Below are 26,981 nucleotides of genomic sequence, written 5' to 3'. Positions count from 1 at the left end.
CTCGCGTGAGGCTCTACCCGGCCTATCCGAGCAACCCTCGCAAGGCGCATCGAGGACGGGCCGCCCCGCCTCCGCAAGGACATACAGTCTTCGTCCCCCCGGGCTCTTCGACCCGGGGGTTGCTCCTCGCAATGACGGGGTTGGGGGTTGCTCCGCCGGTGACACCCAAGCCGCCGTTCGTATGCCGGGCGTCGCCGCGCTGCAACGTCGGCGCAGGCGGCCCCTGGATCGCCGCGTCGCCCTTCGGGCTCCTCGCGAGGACGGCGGGCAGCGTCATCGCCGCCGCCTCGGCGTCGACGACCGCCCTTCATTCCCACGGTGCGCCAAGGCTTGGAAGTTCCTTCCGCTGGCGCCGTTCAGGATCGTCAGGCTCCGGGAAGGGCGCGTGGGATGTCGGCGGGAGTCGGACACGGGGGGCCTCGATGTCGTCTCGAAGGAACAAAGATAGAACGATTTGGCGAGGCCGGCAAGAGAATGTCGATCGCGGGGAGGCCGCGGCTCCCCGGGTCGACTTGGCCCCGGCGCCGCAGCGCCGTCGGCCAAGCCACGGCTCCCATCAGCGCGCCCAGCGGCGGACGCCGCGCGCGCCCGGAGCGGACACCGCGGCGCTCCGGGCGGGACGCAACGCTCAATCCTCGTCGTCGTCGTCCGGGCGGTCGAGATGGCCGTCCTTGGCGCGTTCGTCCCAGTCGGGATTGCCGAGGGTGGAGTCGAGCGGCAGGTCGTGGCGCCGCTTCTCCTCCTCGATCCTTTCCCTGAGCCGGTTCGCGATCGCCTTCAGGTCCGAGACGGACGGGGACGGATCGGGGCCCTCCCCGGGCGTGGACGGATCGGGTTTCGCGTCGGGGTCCGGTGTCTCCGCCATGTCTGCTCTCCATCCGTGTCCGCATCAACCCGCGCGGCGCCGGGACGTTCCCCCCTGACGCTTTCCCGGCCAATGGGCGCCGGTCGCGCGCGCTCGAAGTCGGCCGGAACGCCGGCGCGGACGCGCGCGCCTCTCAGAACAGCGACCCTTGCCCTTCGCCCGCGCCGCCGCGCGCCCGCTTCGGCCGGGGCGGCGCGGCGAGGACGGGGCGGCTGGCGGCGTCGCCGCTCCCGGCCCCGGCGATCGCGGGAATCGAGCCGTCGGCGAATTCGATCCTGAGCCTTTGCCCCTCGCGCGTTTCCGCGGCGCTGCGCAACGCCTCGCCGGCCTCGTCGCGGACGAGGGCGAAGCCGCGGGCGAGCACGGCGCGGTAGCTGACCGCGCCGGCGAGCTGCCAGGAAGCCGCGACGCGCGCGCGGCGCGCCGCGAGGGCGTCGGCGAACGCGCGCCCGAGCCGCGCCCCGAGGTTTTGCAGGTCGCCCGCCCGCTCCGCGCGCCGGCGCGCGAGATGCGACCGCTCGCGCACGAGCCCGCGCGCGGCGGCCTCCGCCTCGCGCCTTGGACGCTCGATCAGGGCCGGCCCGAGCCGCCGCAGCCGTCCGGCGACGCCGCGTACGCGCTCCGTCAGCCCTGCGAGGTGAGCGCGCGGCGAGTGGCGGGCGAGCCCCCGCGCCAGCCCCGCGAGCTTGAGCGCGCGCGCATCGACCGCGCCGCGCAGGCGCGCCGCGAGCGCCGCGCCGGCGCGGTCGAGCCGCTGGCGCGGGCCCGCCACCAGCGCCTCGCCGCCCGGCAGCGCACGGGACAGCGCGCGCAGATCCGCGCGCCTGCGCTCGCCGAGGCGCCGCGCCGCGCCGCGCCGCCGCGCGTCGAGCTCGGCGACTGAGGCGAGGAGGTCGCTGCGGACCGGCACGGCGAATTCGGCGGCGGCGGTCGGGGTGGGGGCGCGCAGGTCGGCGGCGTGGTCGATCAGCGTCCAGTCGGTCTCGTGGCCGACGGCGGCGATCACCGGAATGGCGCTGCGCGCGACCGCCCGCACCGCGGCCTCCTCGTTGAAGCCCATCAGGTCCTCGAGCGAGCCGCCGCCGCGCGCCACGATCAGCACGTCGGGCCGCGGCGCCGGCCCGTTCGGTCCGAGCGCGTTGAAGCCGTCGATCGCGGCCGCGACCTCGGCAGCCGAGGTGTCGCCCTGGACCCGCACCGGCCACACCACCACCCGGACCGGAAAACGGTCGGCGAGCCGGTGCAGAATGTCGCGGATGACCGCGCCGGTGGGCGAGGTGACCACGCCGACCACGCGCGGCAGGAACGGAACCTTGCGCTTTCGGGCGGCGTCGAACAGCCCCTCGTCGGCGAGCTTCTTGCGGCGCGCCTCGAGCAGCGCCATCAGCGCGCCGACGCCGGCGGGCTCGAGCTGCTCGACCACGATCTGGTAGCTCGACTTGCCGGGAAAGGTGGTGAGGCGCCCGACCGCGACGACCTCGAGGCCCTCCTCGGGCTTGACCTTCATGCGCACGAAGGCGGTGCGCCAGACGACGGCGTCGAGCCGGGCGCCGGCGTCCTTCAGGGAGAAATAGGCGTGGCCGGACGAGTGCGGCCCGCGATAGCCGGAAATCTCGCCGCGCACCCGGACGTAGCCGAAACGATCCTCGATCGCCCGCTTGATCGAGTTCGACAGTTCGCTGACGCTGATCTCGGGCGCGTTGCTCGCGGTGGTCTCCGGGGCGGCCATCGCAACGTCGTCCGATCTGTCCTCGTCGGGGGCGAGGCCGGGACGACCCGGCCTCGGGCGTCGTCAGTCGCCCACGATGCTGGCGCGGGCGCGCTGCCACCATCCGGTCCGGCGCGGCCGGGGGGTTTCGTCCACCGGCTCGCTCCGATCGGGTTCGGCGGCCCGGACTTCCTCCGCGCGCTCGGCGGCGGGGGCCGCGGGCTCTTCGGAGGCGAAGGTCGGAAGCGGCTCGGCGCCGGGTTCGTCCGCCGCCGGCGCTTCGCCGTCGCCGGCGCGGTCCGGAGCGGTCATTTCCGTCTCCTCGCCGCTCGGCTGCGTCGGCGGGGCGGCGGGGGCGTCGCTGTCCAGGGCGCTGTCCCCGGCGGCGAACGCGGCGGGCTCGAAGTCGGCGTGCTCGGGCTCGCGCTCGTGCTCAAGCTCGGGCGGATCGAACCGCACGGGTTCCGATCCGGCGTCGTCGAAGGCGAGGCCGTTGACGGTCGGCGGAAAGCGGTTGCGTCCGCCGCGCGACCGCCGGGACCGCCGCCCCATCCGTTCGCCTTCCGGCGCGGGACCTCGGCCTTCGACCGCGTCCTGCTCCGCCGCGGGCGCCGCGAGATCGCCGCCGATCTCCGCCATCGCCGCCAGTCCGTCGTCCGCCGGCTGCGGCGCGTCGGCCGCGATGCTTTCGCCGAAGCCGCGGTCGCCGCTGCGCCGCCGCCTTCGCCGCCTGCGCCGGCGGCCGCCTTCGCTGTCGTCCGCGGTCCCGCCGTCGCGCGCCGACGCGCGGTCCTCCGGCTCGTCGCCGCCCTCTTCCTCGACGAGCGTCTCGAATTCCTCTTCGACCGCCTCCTCGATCGGCGCCGGCTCGTCGACGACGGCGGCGAACTCGTCCTGCGCCAGCGGCGCGGGCTCCAGGTCGCGCCGCGGGCCGACCGCGAGTTCGCCGCGGTCGATGGCGTGGTAGGTCGCCCCGGTCAGGGTGTCGTCGGCTTCGACCGAGACCGCGACGCCGAAGCGGCGCTCGAGGTCGCGCAGGTTGGCGCGCTTCTGATTGAGGATGTAGAGCGCGACCGCGGTGCGGGTGCGCACGACGATGTCGTGGGTGGCGCTCTTGATCAGCGCGTCTTCCAGAATGCGCAGCACGTGCAGCGCGATCGAGGAGGTCGAACGGACGACGCCGGCGCCCTGACAATGCGCGCACACCACCGTCGAGCCTTCCAGCACGCCGGTGCGAATGCGCTGCCGCGACATCTCGAGCAGCCCGAAGTGGGAGATGCGGCCGACCTGGATGCGGGCGCGGTCGTTCTTCAGCGCATCCTTGATGCGGCGCTCGACCGCGCGGTTGTTGCGCGACTCCTCCATGTCGATGAAGTCGACCACGATCAGGCCCGCGAGGTCGCGCAGTCTCAGCTGGCGGGCGATTTCGTCGGCCGCCTCGAGATTGGTCCGGAGCGCGGTATCCTCGATGTTGTGCTCGCGCGTCGAGCGGCCGGAGTTGACGTCGATCGCGACCAGCGCCTCGGTCTGGTTGATGACGATGTAGCCGCCCGACTTCAGCGTCACCTGATTGGAGAACATCGCGTCGAGCTGCTGCTCGACGCCGGCCCGCGCGAACACCGGCTGGGTGTCGCGATAGAGCTGGACCGAGTTGACGTGGGTGGGCATGAGCAGACGCATGAACTGCCGCGCCTCGCGGTAACCGGATTCGCCCGCCACCACGATCTCGTCGACCTCCTTGCTGTAGAGGTCGCGGATGGCGCGCTTGATCAGCGAGCCCTCCTCGTAGACGAGGGTCGGCGCGCTCGAGGCCAGCGTCGTCTCGCGCACGGTCTCCCACATCCTGAGCAGATATTCGAAATCGCGCTTGACCTCGGCCTTGGTGCGCGAGGCGCCGGCGGTGCGCAGGATGACCCCCATGCCGTCCGGCACGTCGAGTTCCTCGGCGATGCCCTTCAGGCGGCTGCGGTCCTGGGCGTTGGTGATCTTGCGGGAAATGCCGCCGCCGCGGGCGGTGTTGGGCATCAGCACGCAATAGCGGCCGGCGAGCGACAGGTAGCTGGTCAGGGCCGCGCCCTTGTTGCCGCGCTCTTCCTTGACGACCTGGACCAGCATCACCTGGCGGCGCTTGATGACTTCCTGGATCTTGTACTGGCGGCGCAGCCGCTGCGGCCGGCGCGGCACCTCTTCCCAGGCGTCGCCGCCGATGTGCTCGACCGGCTCGCCCTCGTCCTCGGACCGGTCCTTGCGACTGGTCCGGACCCGCTCCTCCGACCCGGCTTCGAGCGTCGTCACCTCGTGGTCGTCGTCACGGCCCTTGTCGTCGACGTCGACCGGCTCGGCGCGCTCCTCCCAGACGTCGACCGCCTGCACGGACTCCTGCGAGGCGGTCGGCCCGGCCTCCAAAGGCTCCGCCGAAACGGCTTCCGCCTCGGCGTCGTCGCGCTCGTCGGCAGGCGTGTCCTCGGGCGCGGCGGCGTGCGGCGCCGACTGCGCGTCCTCGGGTTCGGACGCCGTTAAGGCTTGCGGCGCGAGGTCCTCGCGCTGCGAGTCGGCGAACGGTTCCGCGATCGCGTCCGGGCCCGCCTCGTCCGCGACCTCGAATTCGGGCGCGTCGCCGGGGACCGCTGGCAAATCCTCGTCGTCGCGCTCGACGCCCGGCTCGTCCGCGACCGGAGCGGCTTCGGACACGGCCTCTTCGTCGCCGGCGCGAACGCGCGCTTCGGCTTCGTTGTCGCGCGACCGGCGGTGACGCCGGCTTCGCCGTTCGCCCCGGGGCTCCTCGTCCTCGTCGTGATGCGTCTGCGCCTCCTCGTCGAGCAGCGCCTGACGGTCGGCGACCGGGATCTGGTAGTAATCCGGATGGATTTCGGAAAAGGCGAGAAAGCCGTGACGGTTGCCGCCGTAATCGACGAAGGCGGCCTGGAGCGAAGGCTCCACGCGCGTCACTTTGGCGAGATAGATGTTTCCGCGCAGCGGCCGCTTGCTCGCGGACTCGAAGTCGAATTCCTCGACCCGGTTACCTCTCAGGACCACCACCCGGGTCTCTTCCGGGTGGGAGGCGTCGATGATCATCTTGTTTGCCATGGAATGCTCTCTTGCGCATGGCGCGGGCGACCGCTGGGGAGCGCGTCCGCCTCGCGCCGCGGGGCGCAGCGTTGGTGGTTGGGATGGGGGATGTTCGGGCTCGCGGAGCCGACGCGGCGATCGCCGCGCAATGGTGTCGCAAAGGTATGACGAATCCGCAGCCCGCCGCCGTCGTCGAAAGGTCGTCGTGGACCAGCTGTCGGAGCATCGTCAAAGGTAAACCAAGGCCTAATCCGGCTCTTCGCCCATCGAGCGGCGCATTTCGGGCGCCGCCGTCACGAAACTGGCCGATCCGCCGGCAAACGTCCGGCTGCTTGGTTTCCTCCGGCAAACCCGTAAGGGAGGTGAAAGCCTCTCCCTGGAGCGCCAAACCAATTGCCACGTCGTTGTCTGCGCGAGGACTGCAAGCCGTCATACGACAGTCCTGCATACGCCCACGTCACCCTCGGGCGGGGCGGCCTCGCGGACTCGGTCCGGATTCGTAACTCGTCTTAAATAGGCGCCGCCATTTGGCTTGGCAAGTTCTTTCAAGGTCTCGACGACGGTTTGGCGCCGACGAATTAATCACGATCGTATTGCGCCTTTTCGTGGTTTAGAAATCGGAAACCTTCCTCCTCCTCAATGGGCGGCGCCCGGGCGGCGCCCTTGCGACCGGCCTTGCGGCGACGACGGGGCGGATTGCCTCCCGGCGGGAGGCGGCGCTAAGGACGGGAGGGGCGCGGGGCAGGAGACGTCATGAGGCCGCAAACACCCTTCGCCTTCGCCGTCGCCGTGGTCCTGGCCACCGCGGGGATGACGGCGGAGGCGGCCGCGGACGGCCCGATCAAACCGGTCGCGGTCGCCGTCAGGCTGGCGCCGGACGGGCCCGGCGCCGCGCTCGTCTTCGACCTGTCCCGCGCCGTCGAGGCGCACGCCTTCACCCTGGCGTCGCCCGACCGGATCGTGGTCGATCTTCCCGACATCGTGTTCCAGATCCCCCCGGACGCCGGGCGCGACACCGCGGCCGAGGGGGCGGGGCTCGTCAAGGCCTTCCGGTTCGGACAACTGGCGCCGGGCAAGTCGCGCCTCATCCTGGATCTCGCGAGCCGGGCCTGTCCGGTCGGCGTCGGATCGAAGCCGATCGCCGCCGGCCTTTCGCCCTCGCGTCTGACGATCGAAATCCGGGCCTGCGACGACGCCGCCTTCGCAGCGGCGGCGATGCCGCGGGAGGCCGCCGCCCCGCCGTCCGGCGAAGCGCCCGACTCGGGCCGTCCCGTGGTCGTGCTCGACCCCGGGCACGGCGGGATCGACGGCGGGGCGCGCGGCGTCAACGGATCGGTGGAAAAGACGCTGGTCCTCGACTTTTGCGTCGAGCTGAAGCGCCAGCTTCAGGCGGGCGGACTCTATACCGTGCTGATGACCCGCGAGGGCGACACGTATGTCGATCTCGACAGCCGTGTCGCCTTCGCCCGCGACGCCAACGCCGCGCTGTTCGTCTCGATCCACGCCGACACCCTCAACGAGGCCGGCGACGTGAGCGGATCGACCGTCTACACCGTCGCCGACCGGGCGTCCGACGCCGAGGCGGCGCGGATCGCCGCGCGCGAGAACGCGGCCGACCGCGACCCGGGCAAACCGAAGGCGACCGGCGCCGATCCCGCGGTCGCCGACATCCTTTTCGATCTGAAGCGGCGGGAGACCCGCGCCTATTCCCACCTGTTCTCGCGCCGCCTGGTCGACGGCCTGAAGGGCGCGACCCGGCTCAATCACAACCCGGAGCGCTCGGCCGGATTCGTCGTGCTCAAGGCGCCGGAATTCCCGTCGGTGCTGGTGGAGCTCGGCTATCTGTCCAACGTCCAGGACGTCGCGGCGCTCACATCCGCGGACTGGCGCGCCAGGACCGCCGCGGCCATGGTCAAGGCGATCGACGCGTTTCTCGCCGCCCCCGGGGGCGGGGTCGAGGGCGTATCCGAGGACCGGGGCGTGGCTTACCGGGTCGAGCAGCCCGCCCCGCCGGGCCATTAGCGGGCCCGGCGGCCCCCCGGCCCGGGGCCGTCATCATAGATTCGCCGCACTCGCGAAGGATTTGGGGGCCCGTTCGCATTCGGGCGAGGCGGGGGGCGCCGTCGCGGCCGGGTCGGCGCTTGCGCCGGCGTCGCCGAAGCGCCCAGGGCTTGCAAAGGTTTGCGTACGTCCAGCGCCTGCGCGCGGGCGTACGTCAGGAAAGGTGTTGTTGGACGATGCGCGGCCTGACTCGCCTGATCGGCTTCATTTTCGCGACCGGGGCGATCGTCTTCGTCGTCGCGTCCGCCGTGCTCGCGGCGGTCGTCTGGAAGTATGAGCAGGACCTTCCGGATTATTCCCAGCTCAAGAATTACGAACCGCCGGTGATGACGCGCGTGCACGCCGCCGACGGCAGCCTGCTCGCCGAGTATTCGCGCGAGCGCCGCCTCTATCTTCCGTCGACGGCGATTCCCGACCTCGTCAAGCAGGCCTTCATCTCGGCCGAGGACAAGAATTTCTATTCGCACGGCGGGTTCGATCCCGAGGGCATCGCCCGCGCCGGGCTCGTGTTCCTGCAGGGCTCGCGCCACGTCCAGGGCGCCTCGACCATCACCCAGCAGGTGGCGAAGAACTTTCTCCTCAACGCCGACCGCACCTTCGACCGCAAGATCCGCGAGATCCTGCTCAGCGTCCGCATCGAGTCGGCCTATTCGAAGGAGAAGATCCTCGAGCTCTACCTGAACGAGATCTATCTCGGCCTGTCGAACTACGGCGTGGCGGCGGCGGCGCTCAACTACTTCAACAAGTCGGTGCACGAGCTGTCGATCGCCGAGGTCGCCTATCTCGCGGCGTTGCCGAAGGAGCCGAGCGCGCTCAACCCGTTCCGCAACCACGATCGCGCGGTCGAGCGCCGCAACTACGTGATCGGGCGCATGGCCGAGGACGGCTACATCACCCAGGAGCAGGCCCGCCACGCGCGCTCCGAGCCGCTGGTCGTCAATCCGCGGGTGCTGACGCCCAACACCATCGCCGCCGGCTTCTTCGCCGAGGAGGTTCGCCGGGAACTGAGCGAGCGCTACGGCGAGCAGAAGCTCTACGAGGGCGGCCTGTCGGTGCGCACCACCCTCGACCCCAAGATTCAGCTGATGGCGCGCAAGGCGCTGGTCGACGGCCTGGTTCGCTACGACGAGGCGCACGGCTGGCACGGCGCGCTGAAGTCGATCGACCTCGGCCAGGACTGGGGCGTGCCGCTGGCCGATATTCCGGCCTACGGCGACATCAAGCCGTGGCAGCTCGCGGTCGCCCTCGACGTCAGCGGCCCGTCGATCCGCATCGGCCTGCAGCCCGAGCACGACAAGGCCGGCGCGGTGGTGCAGGACCGCCAGACCGGATCGGTGCCGCCCGACGGCTACCGCTGGACCGGCCGGGCGCCGAAGTCGCTGGTCAAGCCCGGCGACGTCTTCTACGTCGAACCGGTCGCCGGGCGCGCGGGCGAGTACCGTCTGCGGCAGATCCCCGAGGTCAGCGGCGCCTGCGTGGCGATGGATCCCTACACCGGCCGGGTGCTGGCGATGGTCGGCGGCTTCTCGTTCGACGAATCCGAGTTCAACCGCGCCACCCAGGCGCAGCGGCAGCCGGGCTCGTCGTTCAAGCCGCTCGTCTACGCGGCGGCGCTCGACAAGGGGTACACGCCCTCGTCGCAGATACTCGACGCGCCGGTGCAGATCGACGACGGCAGCGGCGAGCTGTGGGAGCCGGCGAACTTCGAAGGCACCTCCGGCGGCACCCACACCCTGCGGTTCGGCATCGAGCACTCGATCAACCTGATGACCGTGCGCCTCGCGCGCGACCTCGGCATGCCGCTCGTCGTCGAATACGCCAAGCGCTTCGGCATCTACGACAATTTGCCGCCGTTCCTGTCGATGTCGATCGGCGCCGGCGAGACCACGGTCCTGCGCATGACCACCGCGTATTCGATGTTCGACAACGGCGGCAAGCGGATCAAGGCGACCCTGATCGACCGCATCCAGGACCGCTGGGGCAACACCATCTACAAGCACGACGAGCGCCTGTGCGAAGGCTGCGACGCGGCCAAGTGGGACAACCAGCCCGAGCCGACGCTGATCGACAAGCGCGAGCAGGTGATCGATCCCTTGAGCGCCTATCAGATCACCTCGATCATGGAAGGCGTGATCCAGCGCGGCACCGGCATCGCGATCAAGGAGGTCGGCAAGACGCTGGCCGGCAAGACCGGAACCACCAACGACGCCAAGGACCTGTGGTTCGTCGGCTATTCGCCCAACCTCACCTTCGGCGTGTTCATGGGCTACGACAAGCCGCGCTCGCTCGGCGACAGCGCCCAGGCCGCGCTCTACACCGCGCCGGTGTTCCGCGACTTCATGAAGATGGCGCTGAAGGACACGCCCGACACGCCGTTCCGCGTCCCGCCCGGGATCAAGCTGATTTCGGTCGACGTCCATTCCGGCCTGCGCGGCTCGGGGCCGGGCACGATCCTCGAGGCCTTCAAGCCGGGCACCGGGCCGCCGGACAGCTACGCCTCGGGCGGCGGCGGGGGCGGCGGCGCCCAGGCCGCGGTCGACGGCGGCGGCGATCAATCCGTCGGGTCCGGGACGGGCGGCCTCTACTGAGGATTTGCCTCCCGCCGCGGCAGCGGCTAGACGACGGGTCCCTCGCGCGATTCGCTGCGCGGGCAATCTTTCCCTCATCGACGGGTTTCTAAGCGATGCGCGCGGAAGCGGAACAGTTGGTCGAAGACATCAAGCAGTCCGTCGGACTGCTGAGGAGGCATCTTTGACGTCGAAACGGCCACACGGCGGCTAGCCGAACTCAACGCGAAGTCGGAAGACCCCGGCCTCTGGAACGACGCCGACGCCGCGCAGAAGCTGATGCGCGAGCGCACGATGCTCGAGGACCGGCTGGGCTCGCTCGCCAAGATCGAGCGCGACCTCGACGATGCGACGACGCTGGTCGAACTCGGCGAGGCCGAGGGCGACCAGGCGACCGAGGCCGAGGGCGTGGCGGCGCTGAAGGCGCTCAAGGCCGACGGCGAGCGCCGCCAGCTCGAGGCGCTGCTGTCGGGCGAGGCGGACGGCAACGATTCCTATGTCGAGGTCCATTCCGGCGCCGGCGGCACGGAAAGCGCCGACTGGGCGCGCATGCTCCTGCGCATGTACGTGCGCTGGGCGGAACGGCGCAAGTTCGACGTGGAAGTGGTCGAGGAGACGGCCGGCGACGAGGCCGGCATCAAGTCGGCAACCATCGTCGTCAAGGGTCTGAACGCCCACGGCTGGCTCAAGACCGAGTCGGGCGTGCACCGCCTGGTGCGCATTTCGCCCTACGACTCGAACGCCCGCCGGCACACCAGCTTCGCCTCCGTCTGGGTCTATCCGGTGGTCGACGACCGCATCCAGATCGACATCAACGAAGGCGATTGCCGCATCGACACGTACCGGGCGTCGGGCGCCGGCGGCCAGCACGTCAACAAGACCGAATCGGCGGTGCGCATCACCCACATCCCGTCCGGAATCGTCGTGGCCTGCCAGTCCGAGCGTTCGCAGCACAAGAACCGGGCGACGGCGTGGAACATGCTTCGCGCCCGGCTGTACGAGCGCGAGCTCGAGGCGCGCGAGGCCAAGGTCAACGCCGATTCGGCCTCCAAGACCGACATCGGCTGGGGCCACCAGATCCGCTCCTACGTGTTGCAGCCCTACCAGATGGTGAAGGACCTGCGCACCGGCCACGTCTCGGGCACGCCCGCGGAGGTGCTCGACGGCGACCTCGATCCGTTCATGGAGGCCTCGCTCGCCCAGCGCCTGTCGGGCCGCACGGTCGTCGTCGACGACGTGGACTAGGGTCCGTCAGGTCCCGACCGCGGCCGCCTGGCCGAGATCGCGCGACTTCAGGCGGTAGACGAGTTGCGCCCGGGTAATGCCGAGCAGGCGCGCCGCCGCGGCGAGGTTGCCCTCGGCGCGGTCCACGGCGCGACGCAGGAGAAGCGTCTCGAAATGCTCGAGCGAGAACGGCTCGACGCTGCCCTCCTCGGCCTCCAGCAGCGTCTTCACGCTGGAGGCGAGTCTGGCGGCTTCGTCCGCGCCCGCGTCGCGCGGATGAGAAGCGGGCGCGCCCGCAGGCGCGATCCGGCCGTCGCGGTTGAGCGACAGGCGCCGGTCGTCGACGAGTTCGCCGCTGGTGAAGAGGTGGGGCGTGTCGATCGGCGCGCCTTCCGGCGCGAGGACCACGCCGCGCTCGATCACGTTCTCGAGCTCGCGCACGTTGCCGGGCCACGGGTAGGACAGGAGCGCGTCGATCGCGCGCTGGGTGAATCCCTCCATGCGCCGGCCGTGGCGCGCGTTGAACTTGGCGAGGAAATGGGCGACGAGGGCGGGAATGTCCTCGTGCCGCTGACGCAGCGGCGGAATCGCGACCGGAAACACGTTGAGGCGGAAGAACAGGTCCTCGCGGAACTGCCCCGCTCGCACCGCCTGGCGCAGGTCGACGTTGGTCGCGGCCACCACGCGGACGTCGACGCGGAGGGTGGCCGCGCCGCCGACCCGCTCCACCTCGCCCTCCTGCAACGCGCGCAAGAGCTTCGCCTGGGCGGCGGCGTTCAGCGTGCCGATCTCGTCGAGAAACAGCGTCCCGCCGTCGGCGCGTTCGAAACGGCCCGCCCGGCTGGCGACGGCGCCGGTGTAGGCCCCCTTCTCGACCCCGAACAGCTCAGCTTCGACCAGCTGGTCGGGCAGGGTGGCGCAGTTGACCGCGACGAACGGGCGCTCTCCGCGCCCGCTCTGCCGATGCAGCAGGCGCGCGAACACCTCCTTGCCGACGCCGCTTTCGCCGAGGAACAGCACGGTCGCCCGGGTCGGCGCGACCCGCCGCACCATCTGCGCCGTCGCGTTGAATCCCGGCGACACGCCGACCGGCCCGTCCTGCGTCCCCTCCGCGCCGCCCGGCAGGACGGCGAGCGCCGGCGGCTTGCGGTCGGTCGAATGCTCCAGCGCCGATTCCGGCATCATTAGCCGCAGCTCTTCCGCCGCCTCCGGCCCCCAGTCGTCCACCACCTTGCCGACGATCCGGCAGGCCGCATGGCCCATCGACTGGCATTCGACCTCGCGATAGAGCACCGGACGGCCCATGAATTCGGTCGAGAAGCCAGAGGCGTAGCCGATCTGCATCCAGCACGCCGGCTCTGGGCCGATCGGGAAGAAGCGCAGGTGCTCTTCGTCCTCGACCGGGTTGGTCCAGATGAACTCGCCGTGGTGAACGCCGCGCTCGACGTCCACCTCCAGTTTCACCGGCTCGGTCATCCCGACGCCCTCGAGGCAATGCATGTTCGGGCCGACCAGGAACATGTCGCGCATCGACAGGTTGGCGCGCACCTTGCGCGCCATCCGGGCGTCGGTGACCCCGGCGAAATAGCCCATGCGCGTCATCAGGCCGCGCGCCGTTTCGAAGCCGACCGTATCGATCATGTCGCGCCGCAGGCGCCCGAGCGACCTGGCGTTGAGCAGCAGCATCCGCTGATCGTCGAGCCAGATCCGGCCGTCGGCGGTCGAGAAATGCAGCCGCCCGACGAGATCGAAAAAGCCGCCCGCCGCGCCCTGCGTCGGTGACGATGGCGGCGCATCGGCGCCCCTCGGGCCGTCGAGTCTCGACGCCTTGCTCATTCGCCTCCCTTGGCCCCGCGTCGTCGGCGACGCTCGTCGTCCGCATCGAAGCCCGCGCTTCGGCGTTGGTATCACGCTGTCGCACGCGTGTTAAGGCGACGTGTCCGCGCCGGCAATCGCTCATTTCAGCGAGCGCCATGGCGCAGGATCGCTGCTTTCAGCACCTCGCGCGCCGCGGTCGCGGGCGACGGAGGCGCCGCCGGCGTCGGTGACAGAAACATTTCTCTTTGCATTGTCAGTGGTTTGGAACGGAGCCGACAGCCGGCCGGGCGTTGCCGCCGGCGGCCTCGTCGCGCCCGCGGCACGGCGCTTGCGCCCTCCCGTGGCGACGCTGCCCGATCGCTCAAATGATCGCAGGAGCCGAGAGCGCCGGACGAACCGGCCTCTCCAACCGACGCCGGGCCGCTCTCGCGGCGCCGAATTGCGCAAGGAGGAAACGGAATGAATGCTCACGCCCCGCTGCCCGAACGCCTTCGCGGGCTGCTCAAGGACGATCCGGCGTCCTTCGACTACCGGGTCGACCGCTCGGTGTTCACGGACAAGGACCTGTTCGAACTCGAGATGAAGCACCTGTTCGAGGGCAACTGGATCTATCTGGCGCACGAGAGCCAGATCCCCAACCCCAACGATTACTTCTCGACCTACATCGGCCGCCAGCCGGTGATGATCACCCGCGACAAGGCGGGGCAGTTGCACGCCTTCCTCAACACCTGCACCCATCGCGGGGCCACGCTCTGCCGGCACAAGAAGGGCAACAAGTCGAGCTTCACCTGCCCGTTCCACGGCTGGACCTTCTCCAACGGCGGCAAGCTGCTCAAGGTGAAGGACCAGACGAAGGACGCCGGCTATCCCCCCGACCACAATGCGGACGGCAAGCGCGGCCTCGTCCGCGTCGCGAAGTTCGAAACCTATCGCGGCTTTCTGTTCGGCTCGCTCTCGGCCGACGTCGGCTCGCTCGCGGACCATCTGGGCGAAGCGGCCAAGATCATCGACATGATCGTCGACCAGGCCCCGGAGGGGATCGAGGTCCTGCGCGGGGTGGGAGTCTACACTTTCGACGGCAACTGGAAGCTGCAGGCGGAAAACGGCGCCGACGGCTATCACGTCACCGCCACTCACTGGAACTATGCGGCGACGCAGGGTCGTCGCACGGCCGGGGCGGACGGCATCCGCGCCATGAGCGCCGGCGGCTGGGCGCGCGACGGCGGCGGCTTCTACTCGTTCAAGAACGGCCACATGCTCTTGTGGACCAACTGGGCCAACCCCGAGAACCGCCCGCTGTGGGCCAAGCGCGACGAATGGATCGAGACCTACGGGGAAGCGCGGGCGGACTGGATGCTGCGCAAGTCGCGCAACCTCTGCCTCTATCCCAACGTCTATCTGATGGATCAGTTCTCCTCGCAGATCCGCGTCATCCGTCCGATCGCGGTCGATAAGAGCGAGACCACCATCTACTGCATCGCGCCCAAGGGCGAGGCGCCGGAAGCGCGCGAACGCCGCCTGCGCCAGTACGAGGACTTCTTCAACGCCACCGGCATGGCGACGCCCGACGATCTCGAGGAGTTCCGGGCCTGCCAGACCGGCTTCAACGCCCGCGCCGTGCGCTGGAACGACATGACCCGCGGCGCCACCCACTGGATCGAGGGGCCCGACGCCAACGCCGACGCCATCGGCCTCGCCCCCGAACTGTCCGGGGTGAAGGCGGAGGACGAGGGCCTGTACGTGATGCAGCACAAGTACTGGCTCGAGGCGATGGAGAAGGCGGTGCGCGCCGAAGCCGACGGGGGGAAGCAATGAGCCTGAGCATCGAAGCGATCGCCGCGTTTCTCTACGCCGAGGCGCGCGCCCAGTCCGAGAAGCGATGGGCCGACTGGCTCGACTTCTACGCCGAGGATGCGGTCTTCCACATGCCGTCGTGGGACGACGACGACCGGCTGACCACCGATCCGAAGACCGAAGTCTCGCTGATGTACTATCCGAACCGCAACGGGCTGGAAGATCGCGTCTTCCGCATCGAGACGGAGCGTTCGTCGGCGACCATCCCGGACACCCGCTTCAACCGCGCCATCACCAACATCGAGGTGCTGTCGCGATCGGAGCGCGCGGTGGAGGTGTGCTTCTTCTGGACCACCCACGCCTTTCGCTATTCCGCCGTCGACGTCTATTTCGGCACGGCGACCTATACCATCGACGTCAGCGGCCCGAAGCCGAAGATCAAGAAGAAGTACGTCGTTCTGAAGAACGACTACGTTCATCACGTCCTCGACGTCTATTACATCTGACCGCCCGCGCGCCGGGACAAGCGCCCGGCGCGCCCTTCCCACACCCAATCCGGGCCGCGAACCCTCGAGGACCACAGGAAACCCCATGGGCTACACCATCGCTCTGCAGTTCGAGGACGGCGTCACGCGCATCGTCCCCTGCAATCCCGGCGAGCCGGTCTCGGACGCCGCCTACCGCGCCAAGATCAACATTCCGCTCGATTGCCGCGACGGCGCCTGCGGCACGTGCAAGTGCCATTGCGAGAGCGGCGCATATGAATTGGGCGACTACGTCGAGGACGCGATGACCGCGGAGGAGGCGGCGCAGGGCTTCGTGCTCGCCTGCCAGATGCGGCCGACCTCCGACTGCGTCCTCAAGGTGCCGACCACCTCCGCCGCATGCAAGGTCGAGGCGACGGCGTACCAGGGCCGGCTGTCGCGCATCGACCGTGGTTCGCCGACCACCGTCACCTTCGGCCTGACCCTCGACAAGCCGCTCGCCTTCCTGCCCGGCCAATACGTCAATCTCCGGGTTCCCGGCGCCGACGCGCAGCGAGCCTATTCCTTCAGCTCGCCCCCCGGCGCGACCGAGCTCGCCTTTCTGATCCGGGACGTGCCCGGCGGCCTGATGAGCGGGTACATGCGGGAGCGGGCGGCGATCGGCGACCCGATGACCTTCGTCGGCCCTTACGGCAGCTTCTATCTGCGGCCGCCGGCGCGGCCGATCCTGATGCTCGCCGGCGGCACCGGGCTCGCGCCGTTCCTGTCGATGTTGTCGTGGCTCGGGTCGCATCCGACCGACCAGCCGATCCGCCTCGGCTACGGCGTCAACACGGCCGACGACCTGGTCGAACTGCCGGCGCTCGACGCGTTTCGCCGCAGCCTGCCGGGCTTCAGTTTCTTCACCGTCGTGGTCGACGGGGCTTCGGGCCGCGAGCGCGCCGGCTATGTCACCGACCACCTGACCGCCGACGACCTGAACGGCGGCGACGCCGACGTCTATGTCTGCGGACCGCCGCCGATGGTCGAGGGCGTGCGCCGCTGGATGGAGCGGACGGGCGTCGCGCCGAAACACTTCTACGTCGAGAAATTCGCCGCCGTTCACGAAACGGGCGCGCGGTGACGCCGGCGAGCGGAAGCCCGCGTGCGCCGGCCGGCCGGCCGCCGCGCTTCGTCGACAAGGTGGTCGTGGTCACCGGCGCCGCGCAGGGCATCGGCCGCGGCGTCGCCGAGGGCGTCGCCGCCGAGGGTGGGGCGGCGCTGTGCGTCGACCGCTCGAAGCACATCGGGGAAACGGTGGCGGCGATCGCGGCCGCCGGCGGGACGGCGAGCGGCCTCGAGGCGGATCTCGAAACCTTCGCCGGCGCCGAGGCGATGGTCGAGGCGGCATTGCGGCGCTGGGGCCGGATCGATATCCTGGTCAACAACGTTGGCGGAACGATCTGGACCAAGCCTTACCACCGCTATGCGCCGGAGGAGATCGAGCGGGAGATCCGCCGCTCGCTGTTCACGACGCTGTGGTGCTGCCGGGCCGCGCTGCCGCACATGGTCGAACGCAAGGCGGGCGTCATCGTCAACGTGTCCTCGATCGCCACGCGCAGCATCCATCGCGCGCCCTATGCGGCGGCGAAGGGCGGCGTGAACGCGCTGACCGCGTCGCTGGCGATGGAGCATGCGGGCGCCGGAATCCGGGTCGTCGCGACTGCGCCGGGGGGCACCGAGGCGCCGCCGCGCAAGGTCGCGCGCCATCCCGGCGGCGAGACCGAAGAAGAAAAGGCCTGGTATCGCGCCATCGTCGAGCAGACGGAGGCGTCGAGCCTGATGCATCGCTACGGAACGATCGCGGAGCAGGTCGCGCCGATCTTGTTTTTGGCCTCGGACGAGGCGTCCTACGTGACCGGCTCCGTCCTGCCGGTCGGCGGAGGCGATCTGGGATGAGCGGGACGAAAGTCTCGCAGCAAGGCGCGGGGGCGTTGGAGAGGCGGCGGCGCGGCGAAGTCCGCGAACGACCGCAAACAGGGAGGAACGACATGGCCATGACAGGAGTGCTGAGGCCCGGATTCATTCAGATCCGGGTGCTCGACATGCCCGCCGCGATCGAGCACTACACCAAACGCATCGGCCTCCATCAGGTGAGCGAGGGCGCCGACGGCCGCGCCTATCTCAAGGCGGCCGACGAGTTCGATCATCACTCGATCGTGCTGCGCCGCGCCGACCGGGCGGGCCTCGACCTGATGGCGTTCAAGGTGCGCGAGGACGCCGATCTCGACGCCTTCGCGCGCCGGGTGGAGGAATACGGGATCGCGGTCGACGCGGTTCCGGCGGGAGAGCAGCCGGGCGTCGGCCGACGCATCGGCTTCACCATTCCCTCCGGCCACCGGATCGAGCTGTTCGCCCATTCGGATGCGTCCGATCCTCGGCCGCGGGTTCACAACCCCGACGTCTGGGAGGTCGAGCCGCACGGCATGGCGGCGCGGCGCTTCGACCACGCGCTGGTCTACGGGCCGGAGATCGAGAAGACGCTCGACTTCTTCGTCAAGGTTCTCGATTTCGAATGCGCCGAGCGCGTCGACATGCCCGACGGGCTGCTCGCCGTCTGGCTCTCGTGCGGCATGAAGGCGCACGACATCGCCTTCGTGAAACATCCCGAACCGGGCAAGCTGCATCACCTCTCGTTCGAACTCGAGAACTGGCAGGCGGTCGGGCACGCGGCCGACGTCATCACTCGCTTCGACATCTCGGTCGACATCGGGCCGACCCGGCACGGCATCACCCGCGGCCAGACGATCTATTTCTTCGATCCGTCGGGCAACCGCTGCGAAGTGTTCGCCGGCGGCTACACCTACTATCCCGACAATCCGACCCGCAGCTGGGACGAGACCCAGATCGGCAAGGGTATCTTCTACTACGAGCGGGTGCTCAACGACGCCTTCCTGTCCGTCGTGACCTGAAGCCGCCGACAGGGCGGCGGGGCGACCGCTCCGCCGCCCGCGTCCCCGCGCCGATCGCAGGAGTTCGAACGAGCATGCTGGCCCTGATCGAGCGGCCCGAGCGTCCGCCGCCCGGATTGCGCGCGCTCTGCAACGACCTCACCGCCGACGCGGTCGCGCACGGCTTCATCGGCTGGCTGTTCGCGGCCACCGCGCCGGTGGCGATCATCCTCGCGGTCGGCGCGCGCGGCGGTCTGAGCGAAGCGCAGCTCGCCTCGTGGGTGTTCGGCGCGTTCTTCGTCAACGGCCTCGTCACGCTGCTGTTCTCGTATCTCTACCGCAAGCCGCTCGCCTTCTTCTGGACCATTCCGGGCGCGGTGCTGGTCGGGCCGGCGCTCGCGCACCTGAGCTTCGCCGAAGTCGTCGGCGCGTATTACGCGACCGGGGCCCTGATGATCGCGCTCGGCGTCACCGGCTGGGTCAAGCGGGTGATGAACGCCTTCCCGATGCCGATCGTCATGGGCATGGTGGCCGGCGTCTTTCTGCGCTTCGGGCTCGATCTCGTGCGCGCGCTGCACGACGACGCGCTGATCGCCGCGCCGATGGCGATCGCCTGGCTGGGCTTGAGCGCGTCGCCGCGCTCGGGCCGCATCGTCCCGCCGATCATCGGCGCCCTCGTCGTCGGCGGCGTCGCGACGATCGCGCTCGGGCGTTTCGACTTCGCCGCGGTCGGCGCGCTCGAACTGGCGAGGCCGATCGTCCAGGCGCCGCAATGGTCGTGGTCTGCGATGATCGAACTGGTGATCCCGCTCGCGATCACTGTCCTGGTCGTCCAGAACGGCCAGGGTCTCGCGGTGCTGCGCGCAGCCGGCCACGCGCCGCCGGTCGACGCGGTGACGCTCGCCTGCGGCGTCGGGGCGATCGCCAGCGCCGCGGTCGGCGCCGTCTGCACCTGCCTCGCCGGGCCGACCAACGCGATCCTGACCTCGTCGGGGGCGCGGGAGAAGCAATATGTCGCCGGCCTCGTCACCGGGGCGCTGTCGATCGGTTTCGGCCTCGCCGCCCCGGCGTTCACCCGGGTGATGCTGCAAGCGCCGAAGGCCTTCATCATGACGCTGGCGGGGCTGGCGATGCTGCGGGTGCTGCAGGGCGCCTTCGTCGCGACGTTCAGGGACCGCTATTCGCTCGGCGGCCTCGTCGCCTTCCTGGTCACCGTCGCCGACATCGGCCTTCTCAACATCGGCGCCGCGTTCTGGGGGCTGATCGCGGGCGTCGCGGTCTCGTGGCTTCTGGAGAAGTCGGACTTTCGCCGCCAGTACGGAGGCTCGCCCTCGTAGCCGCGCTCGTCGAAGCGCGGGGAATCGGTCGTCCTAAAGGCGCCCGGCCGCTGCGGGTCTGGTCTCGGCGCGGCGCGGGGCGGCGGCAGCTTCGTGACGGTCGTGCGCGCCGAACGGGTGGACCGCCGCGGGCCCCTTGTCGCGGGCGGAGGCCAGCGGCCTCGGCGGCGCCGACGCGCGCAAGGGTTCGATCGGCCCGGCCTTTTCGCCGAGGGCGCCGTTCAGCCAGACGGGCAGGAACGCCTGAAGCCAGGCCGCGACCCGGCCGTCGTGCTGGAACCACCCGCCCAGATGGCTGGGACGCTGCTGGGCGCCCGGACGCGTCAGGCGCTCGGCGCCGCGCAGCGTCCATTTGCACATCATGTGGTAGGTGACCTCCGGGTGGAACTGCAACGCGACCGCGCAGGCGCCGTAACGGTAGGCCTGATTGGGGAAATCCTCGCCGCCGGTGGCGAGCAATTCGGCGCCCGCCGGCAGGTCGAACCCGTCCGAATGCCACTGATAGACGGAGCGCGGAAACGGCTCGGCGCACAGCGCGTCGCCCGACGCGTTCGGCTGGATCGGGACGTAGCCGATCTCGCTGCGCCGGTCCTCGTAGCTGAACACGCGCGCCCCGAGCTGGCGGGCGAGCATCTGGGCGCCGAGGCAGACGCCGAGCAGCGGCTTCTTTTCGGCGAGCGGCACGGCGAACCAGTCGATCTCCCGCCGGATCCACTCGGCGTTGTCGTTGGCGCCCATCGGACCGCCGAACACGACGACGCCGTCGTGGTCGGCGAGCGTCGCCGGCAGGGGGTCGCCGAGGCACGGCCGGCGAATGTCGAGGCGCGCGCCCATGGCCTTGAGCGCGAGCCCCACCCGCCCCGGAGTGGAATGCTCCTGGTGCAGAACGATCAAGACGATTGGCCGACGAGCCATGCCCGCCATGGTTCCCCCTCGAGAATGTTGCAGTCCCGCCGCGGCGCGCGCCCCGCCGGTCGGACTATAGCCATGCAACTCTCGCGCCGGAAGCGCCGCCGGCCGCAAAATGCGGGTGAACCGACGCGGCGTCGGCCGCTGCGCTTTTTTTGCGCGCGCGCGCCTTGCCATCGCGTCCCGCCGCCGATATAGACACGGCCCTGCGCAGAAGCGCCGCCGCTCCCATCGTCTAGCGGTCCAGGACGTCGCCCTCTCACGGCGAAAACAGGGGTTCGAGTCCCCTTGGGAGCGCCAACGCCGACTTACCGACTCTGAACTCTGTCGTCGGCCGCCTCGTTGGCGTCGCGTGAGCGTCTCTTGTCTGCAAGGCTGAGCTCTGGATCGGACGCAGCGGCGTCGGGAGCGTACAGGCTGACCATATCGTTGGCGTCCGTCTCGGCCGAACGGCTCCTCGCACAAAGTGACCAGCGCGCCGCGCCGCCGGCGAGCCTCTCGACATGCGTGTCGGCGGGGCATTTCGCCTCGCGCCGCGCGGTCGGGCGACGGATAGGGGATCCGGCCGACCCAGGGTCTCATATATTGTATGCGGGCCAGCGCAGTCCCGTTGATTGCCCAGGCATGTTTCTCGCCGCTCTGCGCCCCTGCGAGCAGGCGCTGGCGGCGATGGGGAAGAGGGATCCGGCGCGCCCGCGTTGCAAGCGATGACGGCTTCCCTCATCGCCAGTCGCTCTGCGGCCAGAAGCGCCGCCATCGACTGCCGAGATTGGATAGCCTCCCGGCCAGCGTGCAGCGAGATCTGATCATGCGGGCTCGGAGGCGGCAATTCCCAATGGCGGCGCCGGGCGATCGTTGGGCGCGGATGCGACCTTCGAAGGCGCAAGGATGCGGTAGGCAAGCAGCTTCACCGGGTCCGTCACGAGGAACCAAGCGAAGGCGTAAACCCAAACGATCCCGGTATACTTCCAGCCGAGCGGCGTCACGAGCCAGGCGCCATAAACGGAAATGAGCGTCGCGACGGCCTGAGTGCCGAAGACCGCCGCCAACAGGATCCACGCCGGGCGTGTGGACCACCACGGACCGCGCGTGCGGGTTTGGAAGATCGTCAAATGCCCAGCAACGGAGAGCATGAGGTACATCATCGTTTGCAGTTGCGGATGTCCAAGATGGAAAATGCGGTCGCCGAGGTAAAAGAGCCCGAACGAGGCGATCGGGCCGACGAGACCCAGCACGGTGGCGATCCCAAGAACCAGGCGCATGTCCCAAGTTTCGGGCTGGTTTCTGTAGCTGACATTGTCATAGGCGATCGACAGGATCGCGCCATCGTTGAGCAATGCCAGAATGACGATCATAATCGCGGTCAGCGGATAGAAGTTGAAGATGACGATCGCCAGCGTCATGAACAGAAGGACGCGCAGCGTCTCGGCGATGCGGTAGATCGCATAGCTGTTCATCCGCTGAAAGATCTTGCGACTCTCCTTGATTGCATCGATGATCACCGACAATCCGGGCGCCACCAGGACGATTGACGCCGCCGCGCGCGCCGCATCCGTGGCGCCGGAAACTGCAAAGCCGCAGTCGGCCTTCTTCAGCGCCGGTGCGTCGTTCACGCCGTCGCCGGTCATGCCGACGATGTGGCCGTGCTTCTGCAGCACGTCGACGATATGGAACTTGTGTTCGGGGAACACCTGCGCGAAGCCGTCGGCGTCTTCGATGGACTTGGCTGTCGCCGCGCTTTCCTCGGTCTTGGAGTCGCCCAGGGTGTTCGCGTCGAGGATGTTGGCGCCCATGCCGAGTATTTTGGCCATCTCGCGTGCGATCGCCAGGGCGTCGCCGGTCACCATCTTGATCTTCACGCCCATCTCGGCCGCGGTCGCGATGGTGGATTTGGCGTCGACGCGAGGCGGATCGAACAGCGGCAGGACGCCGAGAAGCCGCCATTCGCCGTCGCCATCCGCCCGCGCCACGCCGAGCGCGCGAAAGCCGCGCGCGGCGAAATCGTCGACCGCCTTGTCGACGGCGGACTTCACCGCGGCCGCGTTCGCCGCCAGCGCCAGGATGACCTGCGGCGCGCCCTTGGTCACCTTGAAGGTCTTTCCGTCCGCGCCCTTGACCGTGGCCTCGGTCCGCTTGTGCACCGGATCGAATGGCGTGAAATGCGTGATCTGATAGGGCTTCAGCGCCTGTTTGTCGTTCAGGCCGCCGAGGACGGCGAGATCGATCGTGTCGTTGTTCGCCGCTTGCGAAGCCAACGCCCCGGAGAGGACGAGCTCGTCGGCGGTGGTCGCATCCAGGCAGAATGGCTCGCCGAGCGTCAGCTTGTTCTGGGTCAGGGTCCCGGTCTTGTCGGCGCACAGGACATCGACGCCGGCCAGCTCCTCGATCGCGACCAGCTTGCTCACGATCGCCTGTTTCTTGGCGAGCAGGCGCGCGCCGACCGCCATGGTCACCGAGAGAACCGTCGGCATGGCCACCGGGATCGCCGCGACCGTCAGGACGAGGGCGAACTGCAACAGGGTCAGAATCGGCTCGCCGCGGTAGACGCCAAGCCCGATGATGACGGCGACGAGGATCAGCGCGAGGATGATCAGATAGTTGCCGATCTTCAGCACGGCCTTCTGGAAATGGCTGACGGTGACCGCCGTCTCCACCAGTTCCGCCGTCTTGCCGAAGTAGGTCTTGCCGCCGGTCGCGTAGACCAGCGCGTCGATTTCGCCGCGACGAACGATCGAGCCGGAGAAGACGGCGTCGCCCGATTTACGCGTGGCGGGCAAGGATTCGCCGGTCAGCGCCGACTGGTCGAGGGAGATCTCGTCGCCGTCCATCAGGCGCGCGTCGGCCGGCACGATGTCGCCGAGGCGCAGGCGTATGGTGTCGCCCGGCACGAGCTCACGCGCCGCCGGGTCAACCCACTTCCCATCGCGTTTCACCCTGGCTTTGATCGCGAGCGTCGCCTTCAGGGCGGCGATGGCGTTGCCCGCCTCATGTTCCTCCCAGAAGCCGACCACGGCGTTGGCGAGAAGCAGAACGAGGATGATGGCAAAGTCGGGCCAATGCCGGGCCGCCGCCGACAGGATCACCGCCGCTTCGATCATCCAGGGGATCGGACCCCAGAAGTAGGAGAGGAATTTCAGGATCTCGTTGGTCTTCTTCTCGGCGATCTCGTTCGGCCCATATTGTGCGAGCCGTTTCTGCGCCTCGGCCTCGGTCAGGCCGTCTGGCGACGAGCCCAGTTTTTTCTCGACCTCCGCCAGGGGGAGGGTTTGTAGATTGTCTTCAGCAACAGGCTTCGATCCCGGGTCGGACCTGGGAGGCTGATCCGCGTGAGATTCCATGGTCGAAGGTCCTTCCGCCATTGTCGTGCGAGCATGCCGGGCGACGCGCGCGTTCTCGTTGCTGGGCGTTCGCGCGCAGCGATGGCGTGGCTGACGCAGGCTCGCCACACGGACTTTGCTTCACCGCAAGTCATGGCCCGCCGCGGTAAATGATAGGCGCTTGGACGCCGCGCAGACAGGCTCGGAAACTACGCACGAACCGCGCCGGGTTCGCCGCAGGCTCCCCTCTCGAGAGGACCGAGCCATGAGGGACGACGAACAAGGTTTCCCCGGCAGTTCGAGAGCGGGCGGCGGTGCGGATGGCGCTCGAGCGCGAGGCCGAGCGCGCCTCGCGCTGGGCGGCGCTGTCGTCGATTTCGACGACGATCGGCTGCACGGCCAAGACGTTGCGACTTTGGATGAAGCGCGCCGATCGCGGCGGCTGAAGGCGCTGGAGCGCGAGAACCGGGAGCATCGGCAAGCCGGTCTTCGCGAGGCGTTGGCGCATTTCGCCCGTGCGGAGCTCGACCGTCGGTTCAAGCCCTGATCGTCTTCATCGACGATCACCGCGAGCGCAACGGGTCGAGCCGGGCCGCGACGCCGGCTCTTGCGCGGAAAGATCCGGCGCGTGTTCGCCCCGAATTTCCAGGCGTGCGATGTGGGCGAGGTGTGGCGGCAGTTGCAGCGGAACGCCGTTAGCACTCTCTTGTAATGAGTGCCAAGAGCGGCCATATGGGGATTGTCGGACTGCCGCCGAGAGCCGGAGCCTTTGCTAGCGTGCCGGTCATGCAGTCGACGGGAAAGCAATCGCCATGAAATTTCGCCCATTGCACGACCGGGTCGTGATCCGTCGCATCGAAGGCGAGGACAAGACGAAGGGCGGCATCATCATTCCCGATACCGTCAAGGAGAAGCCCCAGGAGGGCGAGGTGCTCGCAGTCGGGCCCGGCGCCCGCGACGAGAGCGGCAAGCTTCAGCCGCTCGAACTGAAAGCCGGCGACCGGGTCCTGTTCGGCAAGTGGTCGGGCTCGGAAGTCAAGATCGACGGTCAGGAGCTCCTGATCATGAAGGAATCCGACGTCATGGGCGTGGTCGCGTGAGGCCTTGGCGAATGGCGAGTAGCGCATAGCGAGTGGTTTCGCCGCATCGCCGCTCCTCGTTCCACTCGCCACTCGCCCTTCGCCATTCGCCTCATTCCAGAACCAGCAATCCAGGGAAACCCATTCCATGTCCGCCAAAGACGTACGCTTTTCCTCCGACGCCCGCGACCGCATGCTGCGCGGCGTCGATATCCTCGCCAACGCCGTCAAGGTGACGCTCGGCCCCAAGGGCCGCAACGTCATCCTCGACAAGTCCTATGGCGCGCCGCGCATCACCAAGGACGGCGTCACCGTCGCCAAGGAGATCGAGCTTTCCGACAAGTTCGAGAACATGGGCGCGCAGCTGGTGCGCGACGTCGCCTCGAAGACCAACGACCTCGCCGGCGACGGCACCACGACCGCGACCGTGCTCGCCGCCGCGATCATGAAGGAAGGCCTGAAGCTGGTCGCCGCCGGCATGAACCCGATGGACCTCAAGCGCGGCATCGATATCGCGGTGACGGCGGTCGTCAAGGACATTGAAAAGCGCGCCAAGAAGGTGGCCTCGTCCGAGGAGATCGCCCAGATCGGCACGATTGCCTCCAATGGCGACAAGTCGATCGGCGCTATGATCGCCAAGGCGATGAAGAAGGTCGGCAACGAGGGCGTCATTACGGTCGAGGAGGCCAAGAGCCTCGAGACCGAGCTCGACGTGGTCGAGGGCATGCAGTTCGACCGCGGCTATCTCTCGCCCTATTTCATCACCAACGCCGAGAAGATGGTCGCCGAGCTGGAGGAGCCCTACATCCTCCTGCACGAGAAGAAGCTGTCGTCGCTGCAGGCGATGTTGCCGATCCTCGAGGCGGTCGTCCAGACGGGCAAGCCGCTGCTGATCGTCGCCGAGGACATCGACGGCGAGGCGCTGGCGACGCTGGTGGTCAACAAGCTGCGCGGCGGCCTCAAGGTGGCGGCGGTCAAGGCGCCCGGCTTCGGCGATCGCCGCAAGGCGATGCTCGAGGACATCGGCGTGCTGAGCGGCGGAACCCTGGTCGCCGAGGACCTCGGGATCAAGCTCGAGAACGTCACGCTCGACATGCTCGGCCGCGCCAAGCGGGTGCGCATCGAGAAGGACACGACCACGATCATCGACGGCGCCGGCAAGAAGGCGGAGATCGAGGCGCGCATCGGGCAGATCAAGACGCAGGTCGAGGACACCACCTCGGACTACGATAAGGAGAAGCTCCAGGAGCGTCTGGCCAAGCTCGCAGGCGGCGTCGCGGTGATCCGCGTCGGCGGCTCGACCGAGGTCGAGGTCAAGGAGAAGAAGGATCGGGTCGACGACGCGATGAACGCGACCAGGGCGGCGGTCGAGGAAGGCATCGTTCCCGGCGGCGGGGTCGCGCTTCTGCGCGCCAAGGCCGCCATCGGCAAGCTCGAGGGCGACAACGCCGACGTCCAGGCCGGCATCAGCATCGTGCTCAAGGCGCTCGAGGCCCCGGCCCGTCAGATCGTCGAGAACGCCGGCGTCGAGGGGTCTGTCGTCGTCAGCAAGATCCTCGAGAACAAGTCCCAGACCTTCGGCTACGATGCGCAGACGGAGCAGTATGTCGACATGCTCGCGGCGGGCATCGTCGATCCGGCCAAGGTGGTGCGGGTCGCGCTTCAGGACGCGGCGTCGGTCGCCGGCCTCATGATCACCACCGAGGCGATGGTCGCCGAGCGGCCGAAGGCCGACGCGCCGGCGATGCCGGGCGGCGGCATGGGCGGCATGGGCGGCATGGACTACTGATCGTCGGTCCCGAGCGGCCGCCGACAGGT

At 69.2% G+C, this 26,981-nt stretch carries 18 protein-coding genes, 1 tRNA gene and 1 other annotated feature; of the genes, 13 read left to right on the top strand and 6 right to left on the bottom strand.

Features of this window, described 5'->3' with window-relative positions; translation table 11 throughout:
• Positions 1 to 628 precede the first annotated feature (628 nt).
• The 3 genes from DFR50_RS28130 to DFR50_RS28120 all read right to left on the bottom strand — a co-directional run bounded on the left by DFR50_RS28130 (position 629) and on the right by DFR50_RS28120 (position 5,660).
• Positions 629 to 865: a hypothetical protein gene (locus DFR50_RS28130; RefSeq protein ID WP_113893072.1), complete on the bottom strand. Its 237-nt coding sequence runs from the start codon at positions 863 to 865 to the stop codon at positions 629 to 631.
• A gap of 133 nt (positions 866 to 998) precedes the next feature.
• Positions 999 to 2,594 (bottom strand): exodeoxyribonuclease VII large subunit, encoded by a 1,596-nt coding sequence (gene xseA, locus DFR50_RS28125; RefSeq protein ID WP_113893071.1) that lies wholly within the window; start codon positions 2,592 to 2,594, stop codon positions 999 to 1,001.
• Positions 2,595 to 2,657: 63 nt separating this feature from the next.
• Positions 2,658 to 5,660, bottom strand: a complete 3,003-nt coding sequence (locus DFR50_RS28120) for a ribonuclease E/G (RefSeq protein ID WP_113893070.1) — start codon at positions 5,658 to 5,660, stop codon at positions 2,658 to 2,660.
• Positions 5,661 to 6,395: 735 nt separating this feature from the next.
• Here DFR50_RS28120 and DFR50_RS28115 point away from each other — a divergent pair.
• The 3 genes from DFR50_RS28115 (at position 6,396) to prfB (ending at position 11,515) form a co-directional block, all read left to right on the top strand.
• Positions 6,396 to 7,664 (top strand): N-acetylmuramoyl-L-alanine amidase, encoded by a 1,269-nt coding sequence (locus DFR50_RS28115; protein ID WP_113893069.1) that lies wholly within the window; start codon positions 6,396 to 6,398, stop codon positions 7,662 to 7,664.
• Between the two features lie 215 nt (positions 7,665 to 7,879).
• Positions 7,880 to 10,291: a penicillin-binding protein 1A gene (locus tag DFR50_RS28110; protein WP_113893068.1), complete on the top strand. Its 2,412-nt coding sequence runs from the start codon at positions 7,880 to 7,882 to the stop codon at positions 10,289 to 10,291.
• Positions 10,292 to 10,386: 95 nt separating this feature from the next.
• Positions 10,387 to 11,515, top strand: a protein-coding gene (gene prfB, locus DFR50_RS28105) for a peptide chain release factor 2 (RefSeq protein ID WP_113893067.1) whose coding sequence is annotated in 2 segments (ribosomal slippage) — positions 10,387 to 10,455 and positions 10,457 to 11,515 — 1,128 coding nt in all. Because the reading frame shifts where the segments join, the coding sequence is not laid out codon by codon here.
• 6 nt (positions 11,516 to 11,521) lie between these two features.
• Here the strand turns inward: prfB and DFR50_RS28100 are convergent.
• Positions 11,522 to 13,330: a sigma-54-dependent Fis family transcriptional regulator gene (locus DFR50_RS28100; protein WP_113893066.1), complete on the bottom strand. Its 1,809-nt coding sequence runs from the start codon at positions 13,328 to 13,330 to the stop codon at positions 11,522 to 11,524.
• Positions 13,331 to 13,771: 441 nt separating this feature from the next.
• Here DFR50_RS28100 and benA point away from each other — a divergent pair, with 441 nt between their 5' ends.
• The 6 genes from benA to DFR50_RS28070 all read left to right on the top strand — a co-directional run bounded on the left by benA (position 13,772) and on the right by DFR50_RS28070 (position 19,858).
• Positions 13,772 to 15,127, top strand: coding sequence for a benzoate 1,2-dioxygenase large subunit (gene benA, locus DFR50_RS28095; protein WP_113893065.1), 1,356 nt, complete (start codon positions 13,772 to 13,774; stop codon positions 15,125 to 15,127).
• Positions 15,124 to 15,612, top strand: a complete 489-nt coding sequence (gene benB, locus DFR50_RS28090; RefSeq protein WP_113893064.1) for a benzoate 1,2-dioxygenase small subunit — start codon at positions 15,124 to 15,126, stop codon at positions 15,610 to 15,612. Before benA ends, benB begins: the two co-directional genes overlap by 4 nt.
• A gap of 85 nt (positions 15,613 to 15,697) precedes the next feature.
• On the top strand, positions 15,698 to 16,714 hold the full coding sequence (gene benC, locus DFR50_RS32685; RefSeq protein WP_113893063.1) for a benzoate 1,2-dioxygenase electron transfer component BenC: 1,017 nt from the start codon (positions 15,698 to 15,700) through the stop codon (positions 16,712 to 16,714).
• Positions 16,711 to 17,529: a benzoate diol dehydrogenase BenD gene (gene benD / locus DFR50_RS32680; protein WP_113893062.1), complete on the top strand. Its 819-nt coding sequence runs from the start codon at positions 16,711 to 16,713 to the stop codon at positions 17,527 to 17,529. The genes benC and benD overlap by 4 nt, the downstream gene beginning before the upstream one ends.
• Positions 17,530 to 17,621: 92 nt before the next feature.
• Entirely contained in the window at positions 17,622 to 18,542 is a 921-nt protein-coding gene (locus DFR50_RS28075) for a catechol 2,3-dioxygenase (RefSeq protein WP_113893061.1), read from the top strand.
• Between the two features lie 74 nt (positions 18,543 to 18,616).
• On the top strand, positions 18,617 to 19,858 hold the full coding sequence (locus DFR50_RS28070; RefSeq protein ID WP_113893060.1) for a benzoate/H(+) symporter BenE family transporter: 1,242 nt from the start codon (positions 18,617 to 18,619) through the stop codon (positions 19,856 to 19,858).
• 33 nt (positions 19,859 to 19,891) lie between these two features.
• Here DFR50_RS28070 and DFR50_RS28065 read toward each other — a convergent pair whose 3' ends face one another.
• Positions 19,892 to 20,773 (bottom strand): glutamine amidotransferase, encoded by an 882-nt coding sequence (locus tag DFR50_RS28065; protein ID WP_113893082.1) that lies wholly within the window; start codon positions 20,771 to 20,773, stop codon positions 19,892 to 19,894.
• Positions 20,774 to 20,991: 218 nt separating this feature from the next.
• Between DFR50_RS28065 and DFR50_RS28060 the strand changes: the two genes are divergently transcribed.
• Positions 20,992 to 21,067 (top strand) — tRNA-Glu (locus DFR50_RS28060).
• A gap of 506 nt (positions 21,068 to 21,573) precedes the next feature.
• On the opposite strand, the gene DFR50_RS28055 is transcribed toward DFR50_RS28060, so the two are convergent.
• Entirely contained in the window at positions 21,574 to 24,105 is a 2,532-nt protein-coding gene (locus DFR50_RS28055) for a plasma-membrane proton-efflux P-type ATPase (RefSeq protein ID WP_113893080.1), read from the bottom strand.
• 299 nt (positions 24,106 to 24,404) lie between these two features.
• Here DFR50_RS28055 and DFR50_RS33690 point away from each other — a divergent pair, with 299 nt between their 5' ends.
• From DFR50_RS33690 to groL, 3 genes are all read left to right on the top strand, one after another.
• Entirely contained in the window at positions 24,405 to 24,530 is a 126-nt protein-coding gene (locus DFR50_RS33690; protein WP_425376097.1) for a hypothetical protein, read from the top strand.
• Between the two features lie 55 nt (positions 24,531 to 24,585).
• Positions 24,586 to 24,724: a sequence feature (AL1L pseudoknot), on the top strand.
• A gap of 172 nt (positions 24,725 to 24,896) precedes the next feature.
• Complete coding sequence (locus DFR50_RS28050) at positions 24,897 to 25,184, top strand: co-chaperone GroES (RefSeq protein ID WP_113893059.1); 288 nt, start codon at positions 24,897 to 24,899, stop codon at positions 25,182 to 25,184.
• Positions 25,185 to 25,311: 127 nt separating this feature from the next.
• The gene (gene groL, locus DFR50_RS28045; protein ID WP_113893058.1) at positions 25,312 to 26,952 is read left to right on the top strand and encodes a chaperonin GroEL; all 1,641 of its coding nucleotides are present in this window, start codon (positions 25,312 to 25,314) and stop codon (positions 26,950 to 26,952) included.
• The last annotated feature ends 29 nt before the right edge of the window (positions 26,953 to 26,981 follow it).

The organism is Roseiarcus fermentans (genome assembly GCF_003315135.1).
In the GTDB taxonomy this organism is placed as follows: Bacteria; Pseudomonadota; Alphaproteobacteria; order Rhizobiales; family Beijerinckiaceae; genus Roseiarcus; species Roseiarcus fermentans.
Note: the sequence above shows the minus strand (reverse complement) of the source record. Positions and strands in the feature narration are given on the sequence as shown.

What these genes read in the sequence shown, in the direction of transcription:
- benC (WP_113893063.1), top strand. Translation starts at nt 15,698, where the DNA reads ATGGGCTACACCATCGCTCTGCAGTTCGAGGACGGCGTCACGCGCATC.
- DFR50_RS28110 (WP_113893068.1), top strand. Translation starts at nt 7,880, where the DNA reads ATGCGCGGCCTGACTCGCCTGATCGGCTTCATTTTCGCGACCGGGGCG.
- DFR50_RS28050 (WP_113893059.1), top strand. Translation starts at nt 24,897, where the DNA reads ATGAAATTTCGCCCATTGCACGACCGGGTCGTGATCCGTCGCATCGAA.
- DFR50_RS28120 (WP_113893070.1), bottom strand. Translation starts at nt 5,660, where the DNA reads ATGGCAAACAAGATGATCATCGACGCCTCCCACCCGGAAGAGACCCGG.
- DFR50_RS28070 (WP_113893060.1), top strand. Translation starts at nt 18,617, where the DNA reads ATGCTGGCCCTGATCGAGCGGCCCGAGCGTCCGCCGCCCGGATTGCGC.
- DFR50_RS33690 (WP_425376097.1), top strand. Translation starts at nt 24,405, where the DNA reads ATGGCGCTCGAGCGCGAGGCCGAGCGCGCCTCGCGCTGGGCGGCGCTG.
- DFR50_RS28075 (WP_113893061.1), top strand. Translation starts at nt 17,622, where the DNA reads ATGGCCATGACAGGAGTGCTGAGGCCCGGATTCATTCAGATCCGGGTG.
- DFR50_RS28065 (WP_113893082.1), bottom strand. Translation starts at nt 20,773, where the DNA reads ATGGCTCGTCGGCCAATCGTCTTGATCGTTCTGCACCAGGAGCATTCC.
- groL (WP_113893058.1), top strand. Translation starts at nt 25,312, where the DNA reads ATGTCCGCCAAAGACGTACGCTTTTCCTCCGACGCCCGCGACCGCATG.
- xseA (WP_113893071.1), bottom strand. Translation starts at nt 2,594, where the DNA reads ATGGCCGCCCCGGAGACCACCGCGAGCAACGCGCCCGAGATCAGCGTC.
- DFR50_RS28055 (WP_113893080.1), bottom strand. Translation starts at nt 24,105, where the DNA reads ATGGAATCTCACGCGGATCAGCCTCCCAGGTCCGACCCGGGATCGAAG.
- benB (WP_113893064.1), top strand. Translation starts at nt 15,124, where the DNA reads ATGAGCCTGAGCATCGAAGCGATCGCCGCGTTTCTCTACGCCGAGGCG.
- benA (WP_113893065.1), top strand. Translation starts at nt 13,772, where the DNA reads ATGAATGCTCACGCCCCGCTGCCCGAACGCCTTCGCGGGCTGCTCAAG.
- DFR50_RS28100 (WP_113893066.1), bottom strand. Translation starts at nt 13,330, where the DNA reads ATGAGCAAGGCGTCGAGACTCGACGGCCCGAGGGGCGCCGATGCGCCG.
- DFR50_RS28115 (WP_113893069.1), top strand. Translation starts at nt 6,396, where the DNA reads ATGAGGCCGCAAACACCCTTCGCCTTCGCCGTCGCCGTGGTCCTGGCC.
- DFR50_RS28130 (WP_113893072.1), bottom strand. Translation starts at nt 865, where the DNA reads ATGGCGGAGACACCGGACCCCGACGCGAAACCCGATCCGTCCACGCCC.